Origin of the sequence: Xanthomonas sp. 3075, assembly GCF_014197275.1 — a bacterium.
Classification (GTDB): domain Bacteria; phylum Pseudomonadota; class Gammaproteobacteria; order Xanthomonadales; family Xanthomonadaceae; genus Xanthomonas; species Xanthomonas campestris_B.
Genome location: NZ_JACIFI010000014.1, coordinates 29,404 through 46,404, shown reverse-complemented (window position 1 = coordinate 46,404; position 17,001 = coordinate 29,404). Strand labels below are relative to the sequence as shown.

Annotated in this window: 13 protein-coding genes and 1 pseudogene; 5 read left to right on the top strand and 9 right to left on the bottom strand. The window is 65.0% G+C overall.

Annotated features, from left to right (window positions below; genetic code table 11):
• Positions 1-6 precede the first annotated feature (6 nt).
• Positions 7-366 (bottom strand): hypothetical protein, encoded by a 360-nt coding sequence (locus GGR62_RS14080; RefSeq protein WP_184408490.1) that lies wholly within the window; start codon positions 364-366, stop codon positions 7-9.
• Between the two features lie 226 nt (positions 367-592).
• Between GGR62_RS14080 and GGR62_RS14075 the strand changes: the two genes are divergently transcribed.
• The 3 genes from GGR62_RS14075 (at position 593) to GGR62_RS14065 (ending at position 3,303) form a co-directional block, all read left to right on the top strand.
• Positions 593-1,009, top strand: coding sequence for a hypothetical protein (locus tag GGR62_RS14075; RefSeq protein WP_184408574.1), 417 nt, complete (start codon positions 593-595; stop codon positions 1,007-1,009).
• Complete coding sequence (locus GGR62_RS14070) at positions 1,006-2,316, top strand: sorbosone dehydrogenase family protein (RefSeq protein WP_184408489.1); 1,311 nt, start codon at positions 1,006-1,008, stop codon at positions 2,314-2,316. Before GGR62_RS14075 ends, GGR62_RS14070 begins: the two co-directional genes overlap by 4 nt.
• Positions 2,317-2,616: 300 nt before the next feature.
• Positions 2,617-3,303, top strand: a complete 687-nt coding sequence (locus tag GGR62_RS14065) for a thermonuclease family protein (protein ID WP_184408488.1) — start codon at positions 2,617-2,619, stop codon at positions 3,301-3,303.
• A 175-nt stretch (positions 3,304-3,478) separates the two neighbouring features.
• Here the strand turns inward: GGR62_RS14065 and GGR62_RS14060 are convergent, their stop codons facing one another.
• The 3 genes from GGR62_RS14060 to GGR62_RS14050 all read right to left on the bottom strand — a co-directional run bounded on the left by GGR62_RS14060 (position 3,479) and on the right by GGR62_RS14050 (position 5,234).
• Complete coding sequence (locus GGR62_RS14060) at positions 3,479-4,237, bottom strand: hypothetical protein (RefSeq protein WP_184408487.1); 759 nt, start codon at positions 4,235-4,237, stop codon at positions 3,479-3,481.
• A 290-nt stretch (positions 4,238-4,527) separates the two neighbouring features.
• Positions 4,528-4,800, bottom strand: coding sequence for a hypothetical protein (locus tag GGR62_RS14055; RefSeq protein WP_184408486.1), 273 nt, complete (start codon positions 4,798-4,800; stop codon positions 4,528-4,530).
• Complete coding sequence (locus GGR62_RS14050) at positions 4,797-5,234, bottom strand: hypothetical protein (protein ID WP_184408580.1); 438 nt, start codon at positions 5,232-5,234, stop codon at positions 4,797-4,799. The genes GGR62_RS14055 and GGR62_RS14050 overlap by 4 nt, the downstream gene beginning before the upstream one ends.
• Positions 5,235-5,399: 165 nt before the next feature.
• Between GGR62_RS14050 and GGR62_RS14045 the strand changes: the two genes are divergently transcribed.
• Positions 5,400-6,311, top strand: a complete 912-nt coding sequence (locus tag GGR62_RS14045; protein WP_260306013.1) for a type II CAAX endopeptidase family protein — start codon at positions 5,400-5,402, stop codon at positions 6,309-6,311.
• Between the two features lie 168 nt (positions 6,312-6,479).
• Here GGR62_RS14045 and GGR62_RS21275 read toward each other — a convergent pair whose 3' ends face one another.
• Entirely contained in the window at positions 6,480-6,653 is a 174-nt protein-coding gene (locus tag GGR62_RS21275) for a hypothetical protein (RefSeq protein WP_260306012.1), read from the bottom strand.
• A 166-nt stretch (positions 6,654-6,819) separates the two neighbouring features.
• Here GGR62_RS21275 and GGR62_RS14035 point away from each other — a divergent pair.
• Positions 6,820-7,962: pseudogene (locus tag GGR62_RS14035) on the top strand (IS3 family transposase).
• Positions 7,963-8,162: 200 nt separating this feature from the next.
• Here the strand turns inward: GGR62_RS14035 and GGR62_RS14030 are convergent.
• From GGR62_RS14030 to GGR62_RS14015, 4 genes are all read right to left on the bottom strand, one after another.
• Positions 8,163-8,906, bottom strand: a complete 744-nt coding sequence (locus GGR62_RS14030) for an alpha/beta fold hydrolase (protein WP_184408485.1) — start codon at positions 8,904-8,906, stop codon at positions 8,163-8,165.
• A 194-nt stretch (positions 8,907-9,100) separates the two neighbouring features.
• Positions 9,101-10,306 (bottom strand): crotonyl-CoA carboxylase/reductase, encoded by a 1,206-nt coding sequence (gene ccrA / locus GGR62_RS14025; protein WP_184408484.1) that lies wholly within the window; start codon positions 10,304-10,306, stop codon positions 9,101-9,103.
• Positions 10,307-10,355: 49 nt separating this feature from the next.
• Positions 10,356-10,802: a PaaI family thioesterase gene (locus tag GGR62_RS14020; protein WP_184408483.1), complete on the bottom strand. Its 447-nt coding sequence runs from the start codon at positions 10,800-10,802 to the stop codon at positions 10,356-10,358.
• Entirely contained in the window at positions 10,799-16,996 is a 6,198-nt protein-coding gene (locus tag GGR62_RS14015) for a type I polyketide synthase (RefSeq protein ID WP_184408482.1), read from the bottom strand. Before GGR62_RS14015 ends, GGR62_RS14020 begins: the two co-directional genes overlap by 4 nt.
• Positions 16,997-17,001: the final 5 nt, after the last annotated feature.

Genomic DNA, 17,001 nt, shown 5'->3' with positions numbered 1-17,001 from the left:
AAAAAACTAAGCAGCGCGCAGTGCAAACGGTGTGATGCAGCGCGAGAAATTGCCGCGGCGCGGAGCTTGTGCGTGCGATGGCTGCGGCGCGGCGCAGGCCTTGCGCAATCCGGGATTTGCAGCGCTCGCTTGGGCGGCAGGCAGATCGCAGCAAACATTGCGGGAACGGCGTAGAAAAACGCAAACCGGCGGGCATCGCTGCCCGCCGGTTTGCGTCGTCGTGATCGCTGCCGATGACTGCAGGCAGGTGCTCACGGTGTTCTGCACCGAGCTGCGGAACGCGGCCACGCCATCGAGATAAGCGAAGCCGGTCGGCAGTGTCGGACGCGTGCTGGAGTTGTAGAAGATGCCGAACAGATCCTTCAACGACTGGATATGCGCAGCGCTGCCGTTGCCACTGGTGTAACCGGTGCGCGCGGTAGCCCTTGGCGTGGAACCCTATCGCACCGTCGCCAATACCGCGCATATTTGCGATGGCGATGAAGGCACACCGATTCCACGTCAGGTGGAAAGATCCTCTCATCACCGTACCCATCACATGGCAGCTGGCAGCATCGGGCCATGTTTCGACAACGCCCCGAATGAGTCCGCTATGAATTCAACCGCCATGCCCGCCCGATCCTGGGCCATCCATCCGTTCCATGCAGCCGTGCTCGGCGGTGTGTGGCCGCTGTTTCTTGGTGCATTGCTGAGCGACTACGCGTACTGGAGCAGTCATCAGATCCAGTGGGCCAATTTCGCGGCGTGGTTACTGATCGGTGCGATGGTACTGACGACCATCGCACTGCTGTGCGCAATCATTGGCTTGGTTCGCGGCAGCCGCAACGTCATCTACCTCATCGCACTCGGTGCGGCATGGATCGCTGGCTTCTTCGACGCGCTGCATCATGCGCGTGATGCCTGGGCCATTATGCCGGCAGCGTTGGCCTTCTCCGCGATCGCGACCCTATTTGCGCTGGCGGCCACCTGGTCAGGCCTGTCCGGTCTGCGCGTGGGAGGTGCACGATGAAGCACACCATCTCCGTCTTGAGCGTCTCCATCCTTGCGACCGCACTTGCAGGCTGCGGGCAGGCGCCCGATCTCAAACAACACGGTGCAAGCCCGGAATTGCCCGTGCCGGATCGGGGCTTATTGCCCGACATGACGATCGCCAAGCCCACAGCGTGGGGCGAGCGTAAACCCACTGTGCCGGCGGGCTATCGTATCTCGGCAATCGCCACCAATTTAGGCATTCCACGCCAGACGCTGGTGCTGCCAAATGGCGACATCCTGGTGGCCGAAGGGCGGGGCGGTGGCGCGCCGAATCTCAAGCCCAAGGATGTGATTGCCGGCGCGATCAAATCCAAGGGCAACACCTCGGTCAAGAGCGGCAACCGCCTGACGCTGCTGCGCGATGCTGATGGCGACGGCACCTACGAGCTCAAGACCATATTCGCGGACAAGCTCAACGCGCCATACGGGCTTGCACTGATCGGCAACGCACTCTACGTCGCAAATCAAGATGCCCTGGTGCGATTCGACTATCGCGACGGCCAGACCAAAGCCAGCGCTGCGCCGAGCAAGGTCACCGATTTGCCGGCAGCCATCAACCATCACTGGACCAAGGCCCTCACCGCCAGTGCCGATGGGCGCTATCTCTATGTCGCCATCGGCTCCAACAGCAACATCACCGAGCGCGGCATGATTGCCGAGGTCGATCGCGCGCAAGTCTGGCAGGTGGATCCGGCAAGCGGCGCGCACAAGAGCTACGCCACCGGCTTGCGTAATCCCACCGCGTTGGCAATCCAGCCCGGTAGCGGGACATTGTGGGCAGTGGTCAACGAGCGTGACGAAATCGGTCCGAACCTGGTTCCCGATTACCTCACGTCGGTGCGCGAAGGCGGATTCTATGGCTGGCCATATAGCTACTGGGGCAAGAACGTGGACACCCGCGTGATGCCGCAGGATCCGCAAAAAGTGGCCTCGGCGCTCGTGCCCGATTATGCATTGGGCTCGCATGTCGCCGCGTTGGGCGTCGCATTTTCATCCGCTGCGATGGGCGCAGCGTTTGCCGATGGCGTGTTCGTCGGCGAACACGGCAGCTGGAACCGCGCCCCGCCGGTTGGATACAAGGTGGTGTTCGTGCCGTTCCGCGACGGACGCCCGGCAGGTGATCCGATCGACTTCGTTTCCGGCTTCTACGGCGACGATGGCTTGACGCGTGGCCGTCCAGTGGGCGTCAGCGTCGACCCGCGCGGCGCGCTGATCGTTGCCGACGATTTGGCCAACACGATCTGGCGCGTCACACCGGAGACTGCGGCCGCTTCGCCGCAATAAGCGCTGCAATGGACGCTTGCCTGCGCGGCTCCTTGAGGAGTCGGGCAGGTTTGCAGCACGGCTGCTGGCGTGTACTGCGTAGTGCGTCGGCCATGAACGCATGCAGCGTGCTTCCTGCGCACGAGCACTGCCGCGATAGGCAATTTCATCGCGTTCGCCTACAGTGCGTCCCCCGCGCTGCATATCTGGCGTGGGTGTCATGCGCAGGATGTCATTGGCAACGCAATCGGCTGAAGTGCTGAAGACAAGGCAAGCGCAGACGGACCTGGCTTTGCCGATCGCCCAGGGAAATTGTTGTTGATGTTGTCCAGATGTTTGCTGTTTCTTTGCATCGCGCTATTCGCTTCACCCGTTGCTGCAGTAGCGCTTGTCGGCCGGGTCACCGTGACCGATGGCGACACCATCACCTTGGCGCACACGCGTATTCGGTTGTGGGGCATCGATGCGCCGGAGAGCGCCCAGCAATGCACCTCCCGCGATGGAACTGCGTGGCCATGCGGTCGTCGTTCGGCTGCGGCACTCGATGCCTATGTAATTGACAAGACGGTGCACTGCCAACCAAAGGACACCGACCGCTATGGACGCATCGTTGCCGAATGCTTCGTGCAAGGGCAGTCGGTCAACGGCTGGATGGTCAGAGCGGGCTGGGCGGTGGCGTACCGCCAATACGCCACCGCGTTCGTTGCAGACGAACGCGTCGCGCAAGGACAAAAACGCAATATCTGGCAAGGAGCCTTCCAGATGCCGGTCGACTATCGACGCGGCAAGCGCAACCAGCCTACCGCTCGCGCTAGCGCCAAGGTGCAAACGCTCGCGCCTGGCAACTGCGCCATCAAGGGCAATATCTCAAGCACGGGCAGCAAGATCTTCCATGTGCCGGGACAGCGTGATTACAACCGCACCAGCATCTCTCCCAGGAAGGGCGAGCGCTTTTTCTGCTCCGCGCAGGAAGCGATCAACGCGGGATGGCGACGTGCGGCACGCTGAAGCAGCGTACGGTCCAGTGGGTGCCAAAACGCGGGGGGATCTCACTGCAATCAGCGCTCGGCCGTGGGCAATACACGCGACATCGACATCCTGTCGCTCCGAATCTTACAGCCAAGGCATTGAATTCATCAGCGAAAAGTCTGCGCTCAGCTGCGCCACGTCTTAATCGTCCAAATCAATCATCCAACCAGCCTGCGATCGAGGCATGTTCAGCTACACCTTTGTAATCGTGATCCTTGTATTTGTAACCTTCGGCCCTAACCCACGCTTCTGGAAGAAGATTCAGAGTCTCCATCAGCTGGCTGTCGCTGCAGTGTTCTTTCAGGCATTGCAGAAAGATAAACTGACCTCTCATGCAGGTGAATAGCAAAAGCGGATCCACAAAATCATCGTGGAAATCGAGATGAACTTTTTCTTTTATCCTCTCGTCCACGCCTGTGTCGTCGTGATTCCGGACTGCCTCAAGGATGGCCATATGTTTGTCAGATCGCCGCTCGTGCGACAGCTTCCACAAAAATGCCTGTGTGCGTTCTACTCGCGCCGCATCAAGGTGCTTTGCCCACGCATGATCGTGTTTAGCCCAGTGCAGCGTGCTATCCCAAAGATGAGGCAGCAAATCAGGCGAGTAGATCCCGTTGTAGCCGTTCTTGATCCACCCTCTCAGGGCATTCCCATCGTCTTGCGGCGCCGCTTCAAAATAGGAACTGCGAAAGCTCAGGGCGATACCGGTCCAGTCGACGCTCCAGGCATGAATGTCGGGATGGAATACGGCGTCCGGAATCGTATCCAGGGCTAACCGACACTGGCTCCTGAACAGGCTTTTTTCTTGAATGTTTAGGAAGGACGTCTCGAACAGGTCGTCTGAATAGCTCAGGGCGAATACGGAAAGCATCTGGCCAAGGTCGTGTTCGCCAATCATGGTGTCGGATCCCATCCACCTTTCATGGAAACATTGGACGTCGCAAGAACACACGTGGGTGTGTCAGGCGCGGGGCAGGACATTGCCGCAACACGTCGGAGACGAGAAGTCGGGAGGGGAAATGCACAGACTCATTTGCCGGGATGCAGGCAGAGCGGCGCAGCACACTTCAATGACGCCTGGCCGGCGATCGCTGCACATCGAAGAAAAAGACACGACCCCGCCAGGAGCGAGGCCGTGTCTTGGGCAACGTGACGCATGTCTAGCTCATGCCTGTGCGGTGTTGCGCGTGGCAAACGCAGGATTTACGGCAGATCGCACTTAAGCTTTGCATCCACATAGTAGGGCTTGGGAACATCCGGATTCTTGCTGGTCCGTTCGAACACCACTTCGAACGATTCCATATCAGGCTTGCCCTGACGTTCGGTGCAGGCATCCTGCAATTTTTTCTTGACCGCCGCGATACCCGCATCGCGGTTGGCACCGTCGGCGCTGTTGGTCAACTGGCCAACCTCTGCGAATGCCAACGGGCTGGCGCCCAGCAATCCAGCGACCATGAGAACGTGCAGCTTCTTCATACAATCTCCTTTGCTATGTCGATATCCGTCGTGTCCGGCGATGCGGTTTGCCACACGGCCCTGGCTGGGCTGGCTACCTCATCCGGCGCGACGACAGGATAGGGCAGGCGAGTTAAGGCTCCGTGGGGATGCGACCGCTTGCCAGCGTTGGTGATCGCAACGCCGGCTTCGGCTTCGCGCATGAAGCCAATGATCTGTTCCTCGGAAAAGCCTTCTTCACGTCCAATCTCCTCCGGGTAGGGAATTGGACTCCAAACTGAGGCGCTACTCAAAATCGGGGGACGTCGCAGCCTCGCAATCTGGTGCAACGACTCGCCCTGCCGCCAGCGGTCCCACATCAGGGCCTTGTGGCTGTCGGTGTACTGAATCCTTGTCCTTCGCTTCATCCGCAACACTCCTGCTGCTTGGGCAGCTGTCTGTGTTTCATCGAACATATGAACCGCCACCCAAAGCGGACACCATGGGCGACGACTCAGCGCCATTTCGTCGGCGATCCGGGTGATTCATCGGCGGCTTCTGTGGCTTGGTCGCAAACGGATCGCCACGCCCCCGCGCGGATGGCAACTTGCAGCGGCCATCACGTCGACCTGGAGCCCCGCATGACCCCCGTTGCCCTGTATTCGCCCGATCCGGCCCGCGGCTGGCTGCCCTGGGCCTGGCTGACGCCGATCCTGATGATCCTGTTCAACGCGGTACCGGTGATCGCGCTGGACGGGTGGATGCAGTCGCAGCATTGGTCGACGCCGCGCGGCGATCCGATCGGCCTCGCTGGCTTGTATGCGCTGCTGTGGATCGGCTTCGCGCCGACGCTGGCGGCCGTGCTCGCCTGGGTACGCTTCGTCGAAGGGCGCTCGCTGGCGAGTATCGGGCTGACCGGTCCGGCGCCGCTGAAAACCTTCCTGCGCGGACTGGCCGTTGGATTCGGCATGATCGCGCTGGTCGTAGTCGCGATCTGGATGGCTGGCGGCATGCAGGCGGCGGGCTTGGGGCAGGCCTGGCGGTCGCCCGTCAGTCTGCTGCACATCGGTCTGCTGCTATTGAGTTTCATGTTCCAGGCGAGCGTGGAGGAAGTCATCTTCCGCGGCTGGATGCTGTCGGTGGTGGCGCGCAAGACCAATGTCGCGGTGGCAGTGCTGCTGGTGTCGCTCGTTTTCTGCTTCCTGCATTTCAGTCCGCACCAGCCGCCCCGGGTCATGCTCGGCACGTTCCTGTTCTCGCTGCTCGCCTGCGCCTGGGCGCTGCGGACCGGCAATATCTGGGGCGTGATGGGCTGGCACGCGGGGTGGAACTGGTTGCTCGCGACCGGCTTCGAACTGCCCGTCACCGGCATGGATGCGCACTTGCCGGCGCTGCTGGTGGCGCTGCGCCCGCAAGGCCTCGACACCCTGACCGGTGGCGCGCAAGGGCCGGAAGGCAGTTACCTGTGCAGCGCCTTCCTCGTCGCCGCGATCGCGTGGATCCAGTGGCGAAAGACGCGCGGAGCTCAGAACTTCTCGCCGACCAGCAGGTAACGCCACTGCCCGGGCGGCATCGCCCCGTCCGGGCCCTTGCCGATCGGATGCTGGTTCGCGCCGTACCGGCGACGACCAAGCAATGGAGCGTCTGCTAGCGCTCGGTGGGCCGATCGACGCTCCGCTACGGGGCTTCTCGGTATCGACCGACCCGCGGCCGGGCCCTCGCTAATCGAGAAGGCCTTGCGTCTGCGGCGGACGCGCCAGATCGCTCCACTCATCGCGCGCGGCGCCCTCGAAACGGAGGTTGCTGCGAAGCTGCAGACGGACGCGGATCGCCCATATGTCCCGGAGCTTGAGCGGCGCCTTCTGGCCGACGATCTTGTCCTTCTTCCAGGGCACTCGGTGGTGCCTAAGCGTGGTAGCCGTGGGAATCTCCCGTCTTGAGGGAGTACAAGCGTGCTACTTCACCTCCGCGGCCGCATTCGACCCAGAGCGAACGTTCTGATACGCCCAGGGTTTCCTAGACATCTCATAGCCATGGAAAATGGCAGATTCGGAGGTGTCCATAAGCAGCAAGCGATATACGGATGAGTTCAAGATCGAGGCGGTCCGGCAAGTGACCGATCGTGGGTTCAAGGTGGCAGACGTCGCCGAGCGCCTGGGTGTCACCACGCACAGCTTCTACGCTTGGCTGCGCACGTTCGGCACGCCTGGCGTGGTGCAGCGCGCCGAGATGGACCAGAGCGCCGAGGTTCGGCGCCTGAAGGCCGAGTTGCGTCGGGTCACCGAGGAGCGCGACATCCTAAAAAAGGCCGCCGCGTACTTTGCCAAGGGGTAAAGGCAAAGTACGCCTTCATGCAAGCCCACTGCGGGGAATTCAGGGTGTGTGCAATGTGCCGGGTATTGCGGGTGAACCGGGCCGGTTACTACGCGTGGCTAAAGTCGCCCAACAGTGAGCGCGCCAAGGAAGACCAACGCCTGCTGGGATTGATCAAGCACCACTGGCTGGCCAGCGGCAGTGTCTATGGGCATCGCAAGATCACCATGGATCTGCGCGATTTGGGTGAGCGTTGCAGTCGCCATCGGGTGCATCGGCGGATGCGCACCGAGGACTGCGTGCCCAGGTGGGCTATGGTCGCAAACCGCGCTTCCATGGAGGAATGCAGTGCAAGGCGGCGGCCAACCTGCTTGACCGGCAGTTCGACGTGACGGAGCCGGACACGGCCTAGGCGAGCGATTTCCCCTTCATCCGCACCCATGAAGGCTGGATGTACCTAGCTGTTGTAATCGACCTGTTTTCCAGGCAAGTCGTCGGCTGGGCAATGCGCGATCGGCCGATACCGAGTTGGTCGTGCAGGCCTTGTTGTCTGCGGTGCGGCGGCGCAAACCCAACGCTGGTTGCTTGGTTCACTCGGACCAAGGGTCTGTCTACACCAGCGATGACTGGCAGAAGTTCCTGGCGTCCCATGGCTTGGTGTGCAGCATGAGTCGGCGCGGCAACTGCCACGACAACGCACCCGTGGAGAGCTTCTTCGGCCTGCTCAAACGCGAGCGGATCAGGCGGCGGATCTATCCCACCAAGGACGCCGCTCGCGCCGAGGTATTCGACTACATCGAGATGTTCTACAACCCTAACCGCCGCCACGGTTCCACTGGCGACCTGTCACCTGTAGAGTTTGAACGGCGCTACGCGCAACGAGGGTCCTGAGTGTCTACGGAACCCTGGGCGTATCAGTTAGCCGCTATCGCGCTGACGCCGAGGATTCGGGCACGCCTACGCCATCCTGAGCGCTACGCCGCTGACCGGCGACGATGACGCGCGGTGCAGTTGGACAGCCTGGCCTGGGTGGTACAGGGCGTCACGAGCGCACACCGGCAGCCCAGGCGTACCGAGTGCTGGCGTCGCTTTCACAAGGTCTTTAGCAAGAACCGATCAATGGCCGCCAGCACCTCGGAATGCTGGTCCCTGATAAAGAAATGGCCGCCTTCGAAGGTCTGGAAGGTGGTTTCACCAGAGGTTTCGTCGCGCCAACCCTGGGCGACGTCGAGACCATGGGTGGGGTCTTGGCGTCCGCTCAAGATCAAGAGTGGGATCGGCAGGCGGGGCTGCGGTTGCCAGCGATAGCTGCGAACCAGGGTCAGGTCCGCCTTGATGGTCGGGAGGAAGAAACTCATCAGCGCCCGGTTGTTCAGGACCGTTTCGGGTGTACCGCCGTAGGCGCGGATAAGGGCCAGCACCTCAGCATCGGAAAGTGCTGGCTGCGCTAAAGGTTCGAAGCAGGCGGGCGCCTTGCAGCCGGAGAGGATCAAGCCGCGAGGCAAGGGCAGCCCTCGCTCTGCCAGCGCTCGGCAGATGAGGAAGGACAGCAGGCCACCGAAGCTATGGCCGAAGAAGGCGAAGGGTTTCTGGCTGTCGGCGAAGAGAGGCACCAGTGCCTGGACGAACGCCTGGATGTCGGCATAGACAGTTGCCGGGCAACGCCCTCTGCCTGGCAATTCCAGGGTGATCCACTCGATGGAGGGGTCGAGTCGCGTCGCCCAGCCCGAGTAGGCCTGGGCGTCGCCACCGGCGTAGGGAAAGGCATAGAGGGTGCGTGGCCGCGGCTCGCGGCTGGCACGTACCAGCCAGGGATGGTCTAGGGTCTGGGACATGGCGAGGTCTCCTAGGCTCTGTACGAGAAGTGCCTGCGCTCGGTGATGCTTCGTTGAAAAAGGCTTCGGAATGCTCATTTACCACTCGTAAACTGCGCTTCCTCAGCCTTTTTCGCCTCGCCTGACCTTCGCTCGACGACTTTTCGTACAGAACCGAGCAAGAGGAAGAGGTCGCGCAGCAAGCGGGCCGGCGGTCAACAACCGACCCCGAGCCCTGGTCGCTCGGCCTTGACCAGCACGGCGGCATTGCCCACGACTTCGCCACTCAGCAGCGCCTGATGCGCCTTGGGTGTCTCCTCGAACCGGTAGAGGGTATTCAGGGTCGGCACTACCCGGCGTTGTTCGACCAGTTGCAGGAATTCCTGGCATTCGCGGATGTTGGCGTAATGGGAACCCTGGATGCGCTTCTGGTGCATCCAGAGGTGGCGCACATCGAAGTCGCAGTTGTAGCCGGACGTGCCGCCCACGATGACCACCATGCCGGAGCGGTCGCAGATCTGCAGCGAGGTGGGGAAGGTGGCCTGGCCGGAGTGTTCGATCACCAGCTTGGGCAGCTCCTTTTTGCCCAGCACCTTGAAGAAGTCGCGCCGAAAACTCGCGAAGCTTTTGGTCCAGGCGCTGTGCGCGTCGGAGTTCAAGTCCGGCAGACGGCCCAGGTGCGGATAGTCGGTTCTGAGCAAGTAGCCCACGGCGCCGAGTTCGCAGGCGTAGCGGCCTCTCTCCGGACTGGACACCACGGCCACCGGCAGGCCCCCGAGCGCTCGGGTCAGTTGGATCGACATCGAGCCCAACCCGCCTGCCGCCCCCCAGATCAGGACCGCATCGCCCGGTTTGACGGTATTGGGGGCCCAGTGAGTGAGCTGCTTGTAGGCGGTCGGACCGTTGAGCATCAGGGTGGCGCTTTCCTCCCAGCTCAGGAACTTGGGTTTGGGGAAGCATTGGTAGTCTTCGACGAGGGTGTATTCGGCGAAGGAGCCGTAGCTGGTCTCGTAGCCATAGATTTCCTGGTTGCTGCAGAACATGGGGTCGGGTGCCACTCGCGATTCGATGGTGGTGGCGTCGTAGACCGAGCAGGACACCACCACGGTATCGCCTACCTTGACGTGGCTGACCGCGTCGCCCACGGCTTTCACGTAACCGGAGGCTTCCGAACCACCAATGTGGAAGGGTTCGGCGTCACGGTTGCGCTTGCGCCGCGCGGCGATGATGTCCACCGGCTTACCCTGGGCAGCCCAGACGTTGTTGTAGTTGAGACCGGCGGCCATCACTTCGATAAGGACTTGGTGCGGACCCAGGGCGGGGATCCGCACCCGTTCGAGTTGGATGGCCTGCAGGGGTTGGCCATAGCGCTCGGGACGGATCAGAAAGGCCTGCATGTTTTCAGTCAGTGCTTGATTCATGGGCTTCCTACTGGTTTTCAGGTTGAGGATCGGCGCGGCCGATCCGGGGCTAGTCGAGCGGTAGGCCGCGCTCGGCGGCGGCTCCACGGGTAGCGACCACGATGCCGGAGGCCAGGGCGCAAGGCGTACCCCGCGCATTGGTCAGGACCGCAGAGGCGAACGCCAGGCCCGGTGCCTGGCGCTCGAGCCGCGCCGTGACCTGACAGGGGAGGCGGCGCACCTGGCGCAGCAGCTTCACCGACAACTCGATGACGCCCGCGGGGGTGTGACCGAGGGCGGCATGACCGCAGAGACCGATGGCCGCCTCCAGGGCCGCACACAGCACGGCGCCGTTGATGCCAGGTTGGGTGAGGTCGCCGAAGGCGCCGCCGTGGGTCGGGTGCGGCTCCGCGATGGCCAGGCAGACGCTGTCGGCGCTCAGGGTGACGACGCTCAGGCCCAGGCTCTGGAAGAGTGGCGACCGATCCAGGACATCGTGGAAGTGCTCCGGGGTCATGACGCCGCTCCGCTGTAGTCCGCCAGCACCTGGATGAGGCGCTGCGCGGTGTGCGGCACCTCATCGCTGAGCAGGGCGAAGTGACGTCCCGGTGTCTTCACCACCTGTGTCAGACGCGGCCAGAGTCGCGGCCAGGTATCGCTGGCGCCCGCTGCGGAGGCCTGCTCCGCCTGCAGCAGCAGGACCGGAGCCTCCAGTGGCAGGGGACTCCAGCGGCCGAAGAGGTCCAGGTAATAGGCCATGGCGCTCAGGCCGTCGTCATCGGTCGACCAGAAATCGCTGCGGCTTTCCAGCCAGTCGCTCAGGACTTCCTCGAGGACCGCCGAACGCATGGCGGCCGGCGGGTAGGTATCGATCAGGCAGAGAGCCGCAGGGTGGATGCCTCGCTGTTGCAGTTGCTCGGCGACTGCATAGGCGACCAATCCCCCGGTGGAAAAACCCAGCAGCGTGAAGGAGCGACCGGCGGCGCAGGCTGCGACGGCGTGCGCGAGCGCCACTGCCGCAGCTTCGACGGAAGCTGGCAACGGCCCGTTACCGTAGCCCGGCAGGGGTAAGGTCGCCAGGCTGTAGCGGCCTTCGAGTTCGCGGCTCAGGCGTTGATAGGTGAGATTAGCCCGGGCGGGCAGGAAGGAGTTCAGGCAGATGAGCAATGGCCGGTCACGCTCTTGGCGCGACCAGCTGGGCGCGAGTGCCTGCCCTTCGGCGGCAGCCGGGGCGAACGTCGGCCTTCTGGCCGCGGCGTGCGCCAAGCGCTCCAGCCCCTTAGCCAGGCGCCCCTGCTGCATCGCCTCGCGCAGTTCTTCGAAGATCAAGCCCACTGCCGCCGTGGTTGACGCCGGGGCCCGCTCCGGCTGGTCCAGGCGGGCGCCCAGGTGTTCGGCCAAGGCGTTGGGGGTCGGATGGTCGAACACGGCAGTGGACGGCAAGCGGACGCCGGTCGCGGCCGCCAGCCGACTGCCCATCTCGACGGCCGTGAGCGAATCGAAGCCCAGGGCGAGGAACTCGGTATCGCCGGGTATCGCCGCTGGATCGGGATGCCCGAGCACTTCGCCGATCCCTTGGGCGATCACCGCCAGCAGGTGTGTCCGTCGCTCGCTGGGAGCCAGTTGCGCAAAGGCGTCGGGGCCTTGGCTTGCCGGCTGCCCGCTGCGGTCGGCGAGCAATTCGCGCAGCAGCGCCTGGGGCCCATGGCGGCGCAGTGCTGGCAGGTCCAGGCGGGCCGGGATCGAGAGCGGCGGCAGGGTGCCAGTCAACGCCAGATCCACCTGGCTCAGGCCATCCTCCAGGGCGATGGGCAACTGGCCCCGGTCGAGTAGTTCCTGGATACCCTCGGCGGCCAGTCGCTCGCCCATGGCTGAGCGCTCGGCCCACAGGCCCCAGGCCAGGGCAACGGCCGGCAAGCCCAGATGGCGACGATGGTGTGCGAGGGCATCGAGGAAGGTGTTGGCCGCGGCATAGTGGCTCTGGCCTGGCTGGGGCAGCAGGCCGGCCGCCGAGGAGTAGAGGACGAAGGCGGCCAGGTTCCGCTGGCGGGTCAGCAGGTGGAGTTGCCAGGCGGCGTCCAGTTTGGGCCGTACCACCGCTTCGAGCAGCGCCGGGGTGAGTTGCAGCAGGGTTGCCGGCTCGACGACGCCGGCGACATGGAAGACGGCGGTCAATGGATGCCGTGCGGGCAGGCCGTCCAGCAACAGCGCGAGGGCCTGAGGATCAGCGACATCGCAGGCGGCGACCGTGGTGGCTGCCCCTCGTTCTGCCAGCTCTTCCACCAGGGCGGTGGCCTCGGGCGCCGCTGCGCCGCGACGACTCACCAGGAGCAGGTGGCGTACGCCGTGCTGGTCGACCAGGTGACGCGCGAGAGCCCGGCCCAGGGTGCCGGTGCCCCCGGTGATCAGCACGGTGCCCTCAGGATCGAGCGGTACGTCCGGCCGTTGCTCGGTTGCCGGCGCCACCGCACTGGAGCGCACCAGCCGTGGCGCCAATAAACGCTCCTGGCGCCAGGCCAACTGCGCCTCGCCGCCCTGTGCGGCGGCCAGGGCGCGTGCGAAGTCGAGCGGGGTAGCGGGGGCGGCATCCAGGTCCAGCAGCAGGATGCGGCCGGGATGTTCCTCCTGGACGGTGCGCACGAGGCCCCAGAAAGCAGCCTGGGACAGGTTGGGCACGTCTTCGTCATCGGCAGTGGCCACCGCCCGGCGGGTGGCCACCAGCAACGCATGCCTTGCCGTGCGCCCATCTTCCAGCCATTCGCGGAGCGTTGCCGCCAGGGCCTGCAGGGCGCGGTTCGCCGCGGCAGGCGTGGCCGGGGGTAGGGGCGGTACAAGGACGAGCGCCGTACCGGGTGGCGTAGCGGCCAGGGCGGTGAGGGCATCGGTCAGGTGGCGGTAGGCAGCGCTGGCGCAGTCGCTCGGCAGGTCGTCCGCGGAGCCCAGCCAGAGCGGTTCGAATAGGTCAGCCACGGGGTCGGGCGATACCTCGCGCCACCTTAGGCTGTAGCCGACGAGCCGGCGTGGCATGGCCCCCGTGTTGGCCGACTTCAGCACCATGGAGTCCAGGGTGACGACTGCCCGGCCTTGGTAATCCGCCAGGCGCATGCGGTAGTCGTGGGGCGCGGTAGGCGAGGTTTGTCGCGCCTTGATTTGTAGCAGGCCGCGTAGCTGCGTGGCGCCGGCTTGGTACAGACGCATGCCGCTCATGGAGAACAGCAGGCGCGGTGCAGCGGCGGGAGGCGCGGCGCCCTCGACCAGCAGGCCCGAGTGCAGGCCCGCGTCCAACAGCGTCGGGTGCAGGGTGAACGTCGGGCCTGGCTCGCTATTGGCACGCTCAGCTTCGACGTAGATGCCTTCCGGGCTCTGCCAAGCGCGGACGATTCGCCGGAAGGAGCCTTCCAGTTCCACACCCTGTTCGGCCAGCCGCGCATAGAGGTCGGCGAAGGCCAGCGGCTCGGCGTGGGCCGGTGGCCAGACGGCGCTCTGCAGGTCCGGCCAGAGCGGTGGCTCGGTGCGGTCGGGCAACAGCCGGCAGCTGGCGAAGTGCAGCCAGCCACCTGGGGCATCCTGCTCCGCCGGGCGATAATAGGCCGCGACGTTGTGCACACCCTGGGCGTCGGGCGCGTCCAGATGAATCTGGATATCGACCGCACCTTGGTCCGGCAAGGGCACCAGGCGTTGCAGCGTCAGGTCTTCGAGCCGCGGACAGCCCAGCCGGTTGCCTATCGTCAGGATGCACTCGGCGGTCATGGCGCCGGCGCCGTACGCCTGGCCACCGACGCGATGTTCCAGCAACCAGGGCTGGTGGGAACCAGCCAATTGCCCCCAGAACATCCAACCCTGGCCATCGGCGCGTTGGAGCCCGTGCGACAGCAGCGGATGTTGCAGGGCGAGCAGGCCGGGCAGGCTGCCCGCGTGACCGGTCGCGCCGGCGCGCGGCTGCAACCAGTAATGCCGGTGTTGGAAGGGATAGGTGGGCAAGGCCATGGCGGGAGCCGGCGGCAGCAGCCGGTGCCAATCCAGCGCGGCGCCCTGGGTGTACAGCTGGGCGAGCGCTGCGAACAGCGGGCGGGGATCGTCCTTGTCGCGCCGCTGGGGGGCGATCCACTGCGCCTTATCGCCCGCGGGATGATGGCTCGCGTTGGTCCGGCCGAGCGCCGTCAGCACAGCGTCCGGCCCGATTTCCACGGCAGTGGTCAGGCGGTGGTCGAGCAGCCAGTGCAGTGCAGCGGCGAAGCGTACCGGTTGGCGGGCCTGCTGCGCCCAGTAATCGGGTGAGCGCGCCTGCTCGGCGGTCAGCGGCGTACCGGTGACGGTCGAGACGATGGGCAGGGTGGGGACGTGGAAGCTGAGTCCTGCCAGGGTCTGGCGCAGTTCGGCAAGGATGCCGTCGAGGTGCGGCGAGTGGAAGGCATGGCTGACGCGCAACGCCTGGGTGCGATGGCCCCGTTGCTGCCAGTCCGCAGCCAGGCGCTCGACCGCGCTGCGATCACCGGAGATCACCACGGCCGTCGGGGCGTTCACGGCGGCAATGGCGACGCTCTGTTCGAGCCCGGCCAAGGTGGCCCTGACGTCCTGCTCGCTCGCCTCGATGGCGACCATCGCGCCCTCGCGGGCGATGGCTTGCATGAGGCGGCCACGGACGGCGACGAAGCGGGCGGCATCGGCCAGCGTGAAGACGCCAGCGACATGGGCCGCGGCGATTTCGCCGATGGAGTGACCCAACAGCACGTCCGGGACGATGCCGAAATGCCGCAGCATCCGGTACAGGGACACCTCGAAGGCGAACAAGGCCGGCTGGGTGAAGTCGGTAAGATCCAGCAGCGCGGCGCGGTCGCTGCCCTGATCGGCGAATATGACGCTCTTGAGCGGCTGTGCCAGCAGCGGGTCGAAGGCGGCGCAGATCTCATCCAGCGCCGCAGCGAACGGCGGACAGAGGCGGTGCAGGTGCCGCCCCATGCCCGGCCATTGCGCCCCCTGGCCGGAAAACAGGAAGGCGGTCGTGCCGCTCGGCGAGCGCTGGCCCTTGATCAACCCCGGAACATGCCGGCCTTCGGCGAGCGCGCGGAGTTGCACCATGGCATGTTCGCGCTGGCCGGCCAGGATCACCGCGCGATGATCCAGGGCGCTGCGTTGCAGGGCCAGCGACGCATTGAGCGCGTCGATCTCGGTTGCCGGGTCTTCGAGCAGGGGGAGGATCTGGAGCGCCTGGGCCCGCAGCCCTTCTGCGCAGGCGGCAGACAGCGGGAAGCTGACGGCTGGCAGTCCTTCAAGCTCGGCGACGGTCGTGTGGCGGACCATCGGCGCGGCCGGTGGAGCCTGTTCGAGGATCAGGTGGGCATTGGTGCCGGAGAAACCGAACGACGACACGCCGGCCCGCCGGGGATGCCCGGTGTCGGGCCAGGGACGCGCCGTGTCGAGCAGGCGCACGGTCCGGTCCGACCAGTCGATCTTGCTGGAGGGCTCCTGGGCATGCAGGCTCTTGGGTAGTACGCCCTGGTTCAGCGCCATCACCATTTTGATGACGCTGGCGACGCCCGCCGCCAGTTGGGTGTGCCCGATGTTGCTCTTGAGCGAGCCCAGCCAGAGTGGCCGCTCCTGCGGGCGCCCGCGTCCATAGGTGTGGATTAGCGCGCCGGCTTCGATGGGATCGCCCAGCGCGGTACCGGTACCGTGCGCCTCGACCACATCGATGTCGAGCGGGCGCAACCGCGCATTCTGTAGCGCCAGCTGGATCACCTGCTCCTGGGCCGGGCCGCTCGGTGCGGTCAGGCCGTTGCTGGCGCCATCCTGGTTGAGCGCGCTGCCACGGATCACCGCCAGCACGGGATGACCGGCGCGCTGGGCGTCGGCGAGCCGCTCCAGCAGCAGCACGCCGGCACCCTCGGCGAAGCAGGTGCCGTCTGCCTGTTCGGCGAAGGCCTTGCAATAGCCATCGGCGGCCAGGCCGTTCTGCCGGGTGAATTCGGCGAAGACCTCGGGCGTGGCCATGACGGTCACCCCGCCGGCCAGCGCCAGCGAGCACTCGCGGCCACGCAGTGCCTGGACCGCCAGGTGGATGGCGGTGAGGGAGGCGGAGCAGGCGGTGTCTACCGTCACCGCTGGGCCCCGCAGGCCGAGGACGAAGGCGATGCGTCCCGAGATGATACTGCTGAGTCCGCCCTGCAAACGATAGCCGTCGGCAGCCGGGTTACGCCGCCCCAAATCGGCGAGATAGCCATTCTGGGTTGCGCCGAGAAACACGCCGGTGGCGCTGTTTTTGAGGCTGGCGGGCACAATGCCGGCCCGCTCCAGCACCTCCCAGCTGACCTCCAGCAGGAGGCGCTGCTGGGGGTCCATGGCCTGGGCTTCACGGTCGGAAGTGCGAAAGAAGGGGGCGTCGAAGCCGGCGACATCGTCGAGAAAGCCGCCCCGCCAACCGGCGACGCGCTCGCGCAGCGGCGATTCCGCGGAGAACAGGCTATCGAGCTGCCAGCCCCGGTCGCTTGGCAAGGCGCCGCTCACGGCCTCGCCCGCTTCGACGAGGCGCCATAGCGCCTCCGGTGTCGCCAGGCCACCGGGCAACCGGCAGCCCATGGCAACGATGGCGATGGGTTCCTGGGCGGCGGCCTGCAACTCGTGGTTCTGCCGCCTGAGCATTTCGTTGGCCATCAGACTGGCACGCAGGGCTTCGGTCAGTCGCTCGCTGTCGGTGTTCCTGGTCTCGGTCATGGCGC

Excerpts from the sequence above, each read along its gene's own strand:
- GGR62_RS14075 (WP_184408574.1), top strand. The coding sequence starts at position 593 with ATGAATTCAACCGCCATGCCCGCCCGATCCTGGGCCATCCATCCGTTC.
- GGR62_RS14070 (WP_184408489.1), top strand. The coding sequence starts at position 1,006 with ATGAAGCACACCATCTCCGTCTTGAGCGTCTCCATCCTTGCGACCGCA.
- GGR62_RS14065 (WP_184408488.1), top strand. The coding sequence starts at position 2,617 with ATGTTGTCCAGATGTTTGCTGTTTCTTTGCATCGCGCTATTCGCTTCA.
- GGR62_RS14060 (WP_184408487.1), bottom strand. The coding sequence starts at position 4,237 with ATGGGATCCGACACCATGATTGGCGAACACGACCTTGGCCAGATGCTT.
- GGR62_RS14055 (WP_184408486.1), bottom strand. The coding sequence starts at position 4,800 with ATGAAGAAGCTGCACGTTCTCATGGTCGCTGGATTGCTGGGCGCCAGC.
- GGR62_RS14050 (WP_184408580.1), bottom strand. The coding sequence starts at position 5,234 with ATGTTCGATGAAACACAGACAGCTGCCCAAGCAGCAGGAGTGTTGCGG.
- GGR62_RS14045 (WP_260306013.1), top strand. The coding sequence starts at position 5,400 with ATGACCCCCGTTGCCCTGTATTCGCCCGATCCGGCCCGCGGCTGGCTG.
- GGR62_RS14030 (WP_184408485.1), bottom strand. The coding sequence starts at position 8,906 with ATGTCCCAGACCCTAGACCATCCCTGGCTGGTACGTGCCAGCCGCGAG.
- ccrA (WP_184408484.1), bottom strand. The coding sequence starts at position 10,306 with ATGAATCAAGCACTGACTGAAAACATGCAGGCCTTTCTGATCCGTCCC.
- GGR62_RS14020 (WP_184408483.1), bottom strand. The coding sequence starts at position 10,802 with ATGACCCCGGAGCACTTCCACGATGTCCTGGATCGGTCGCCACTCTTC.
- GGR62_RS14015 (WP_184408482.1), bottom strand. The coding sequence starts at position 16,996 with ATGACCGAGACCAGGAACACCGACAGCGAGCGACTGACCGAAGCCCTG.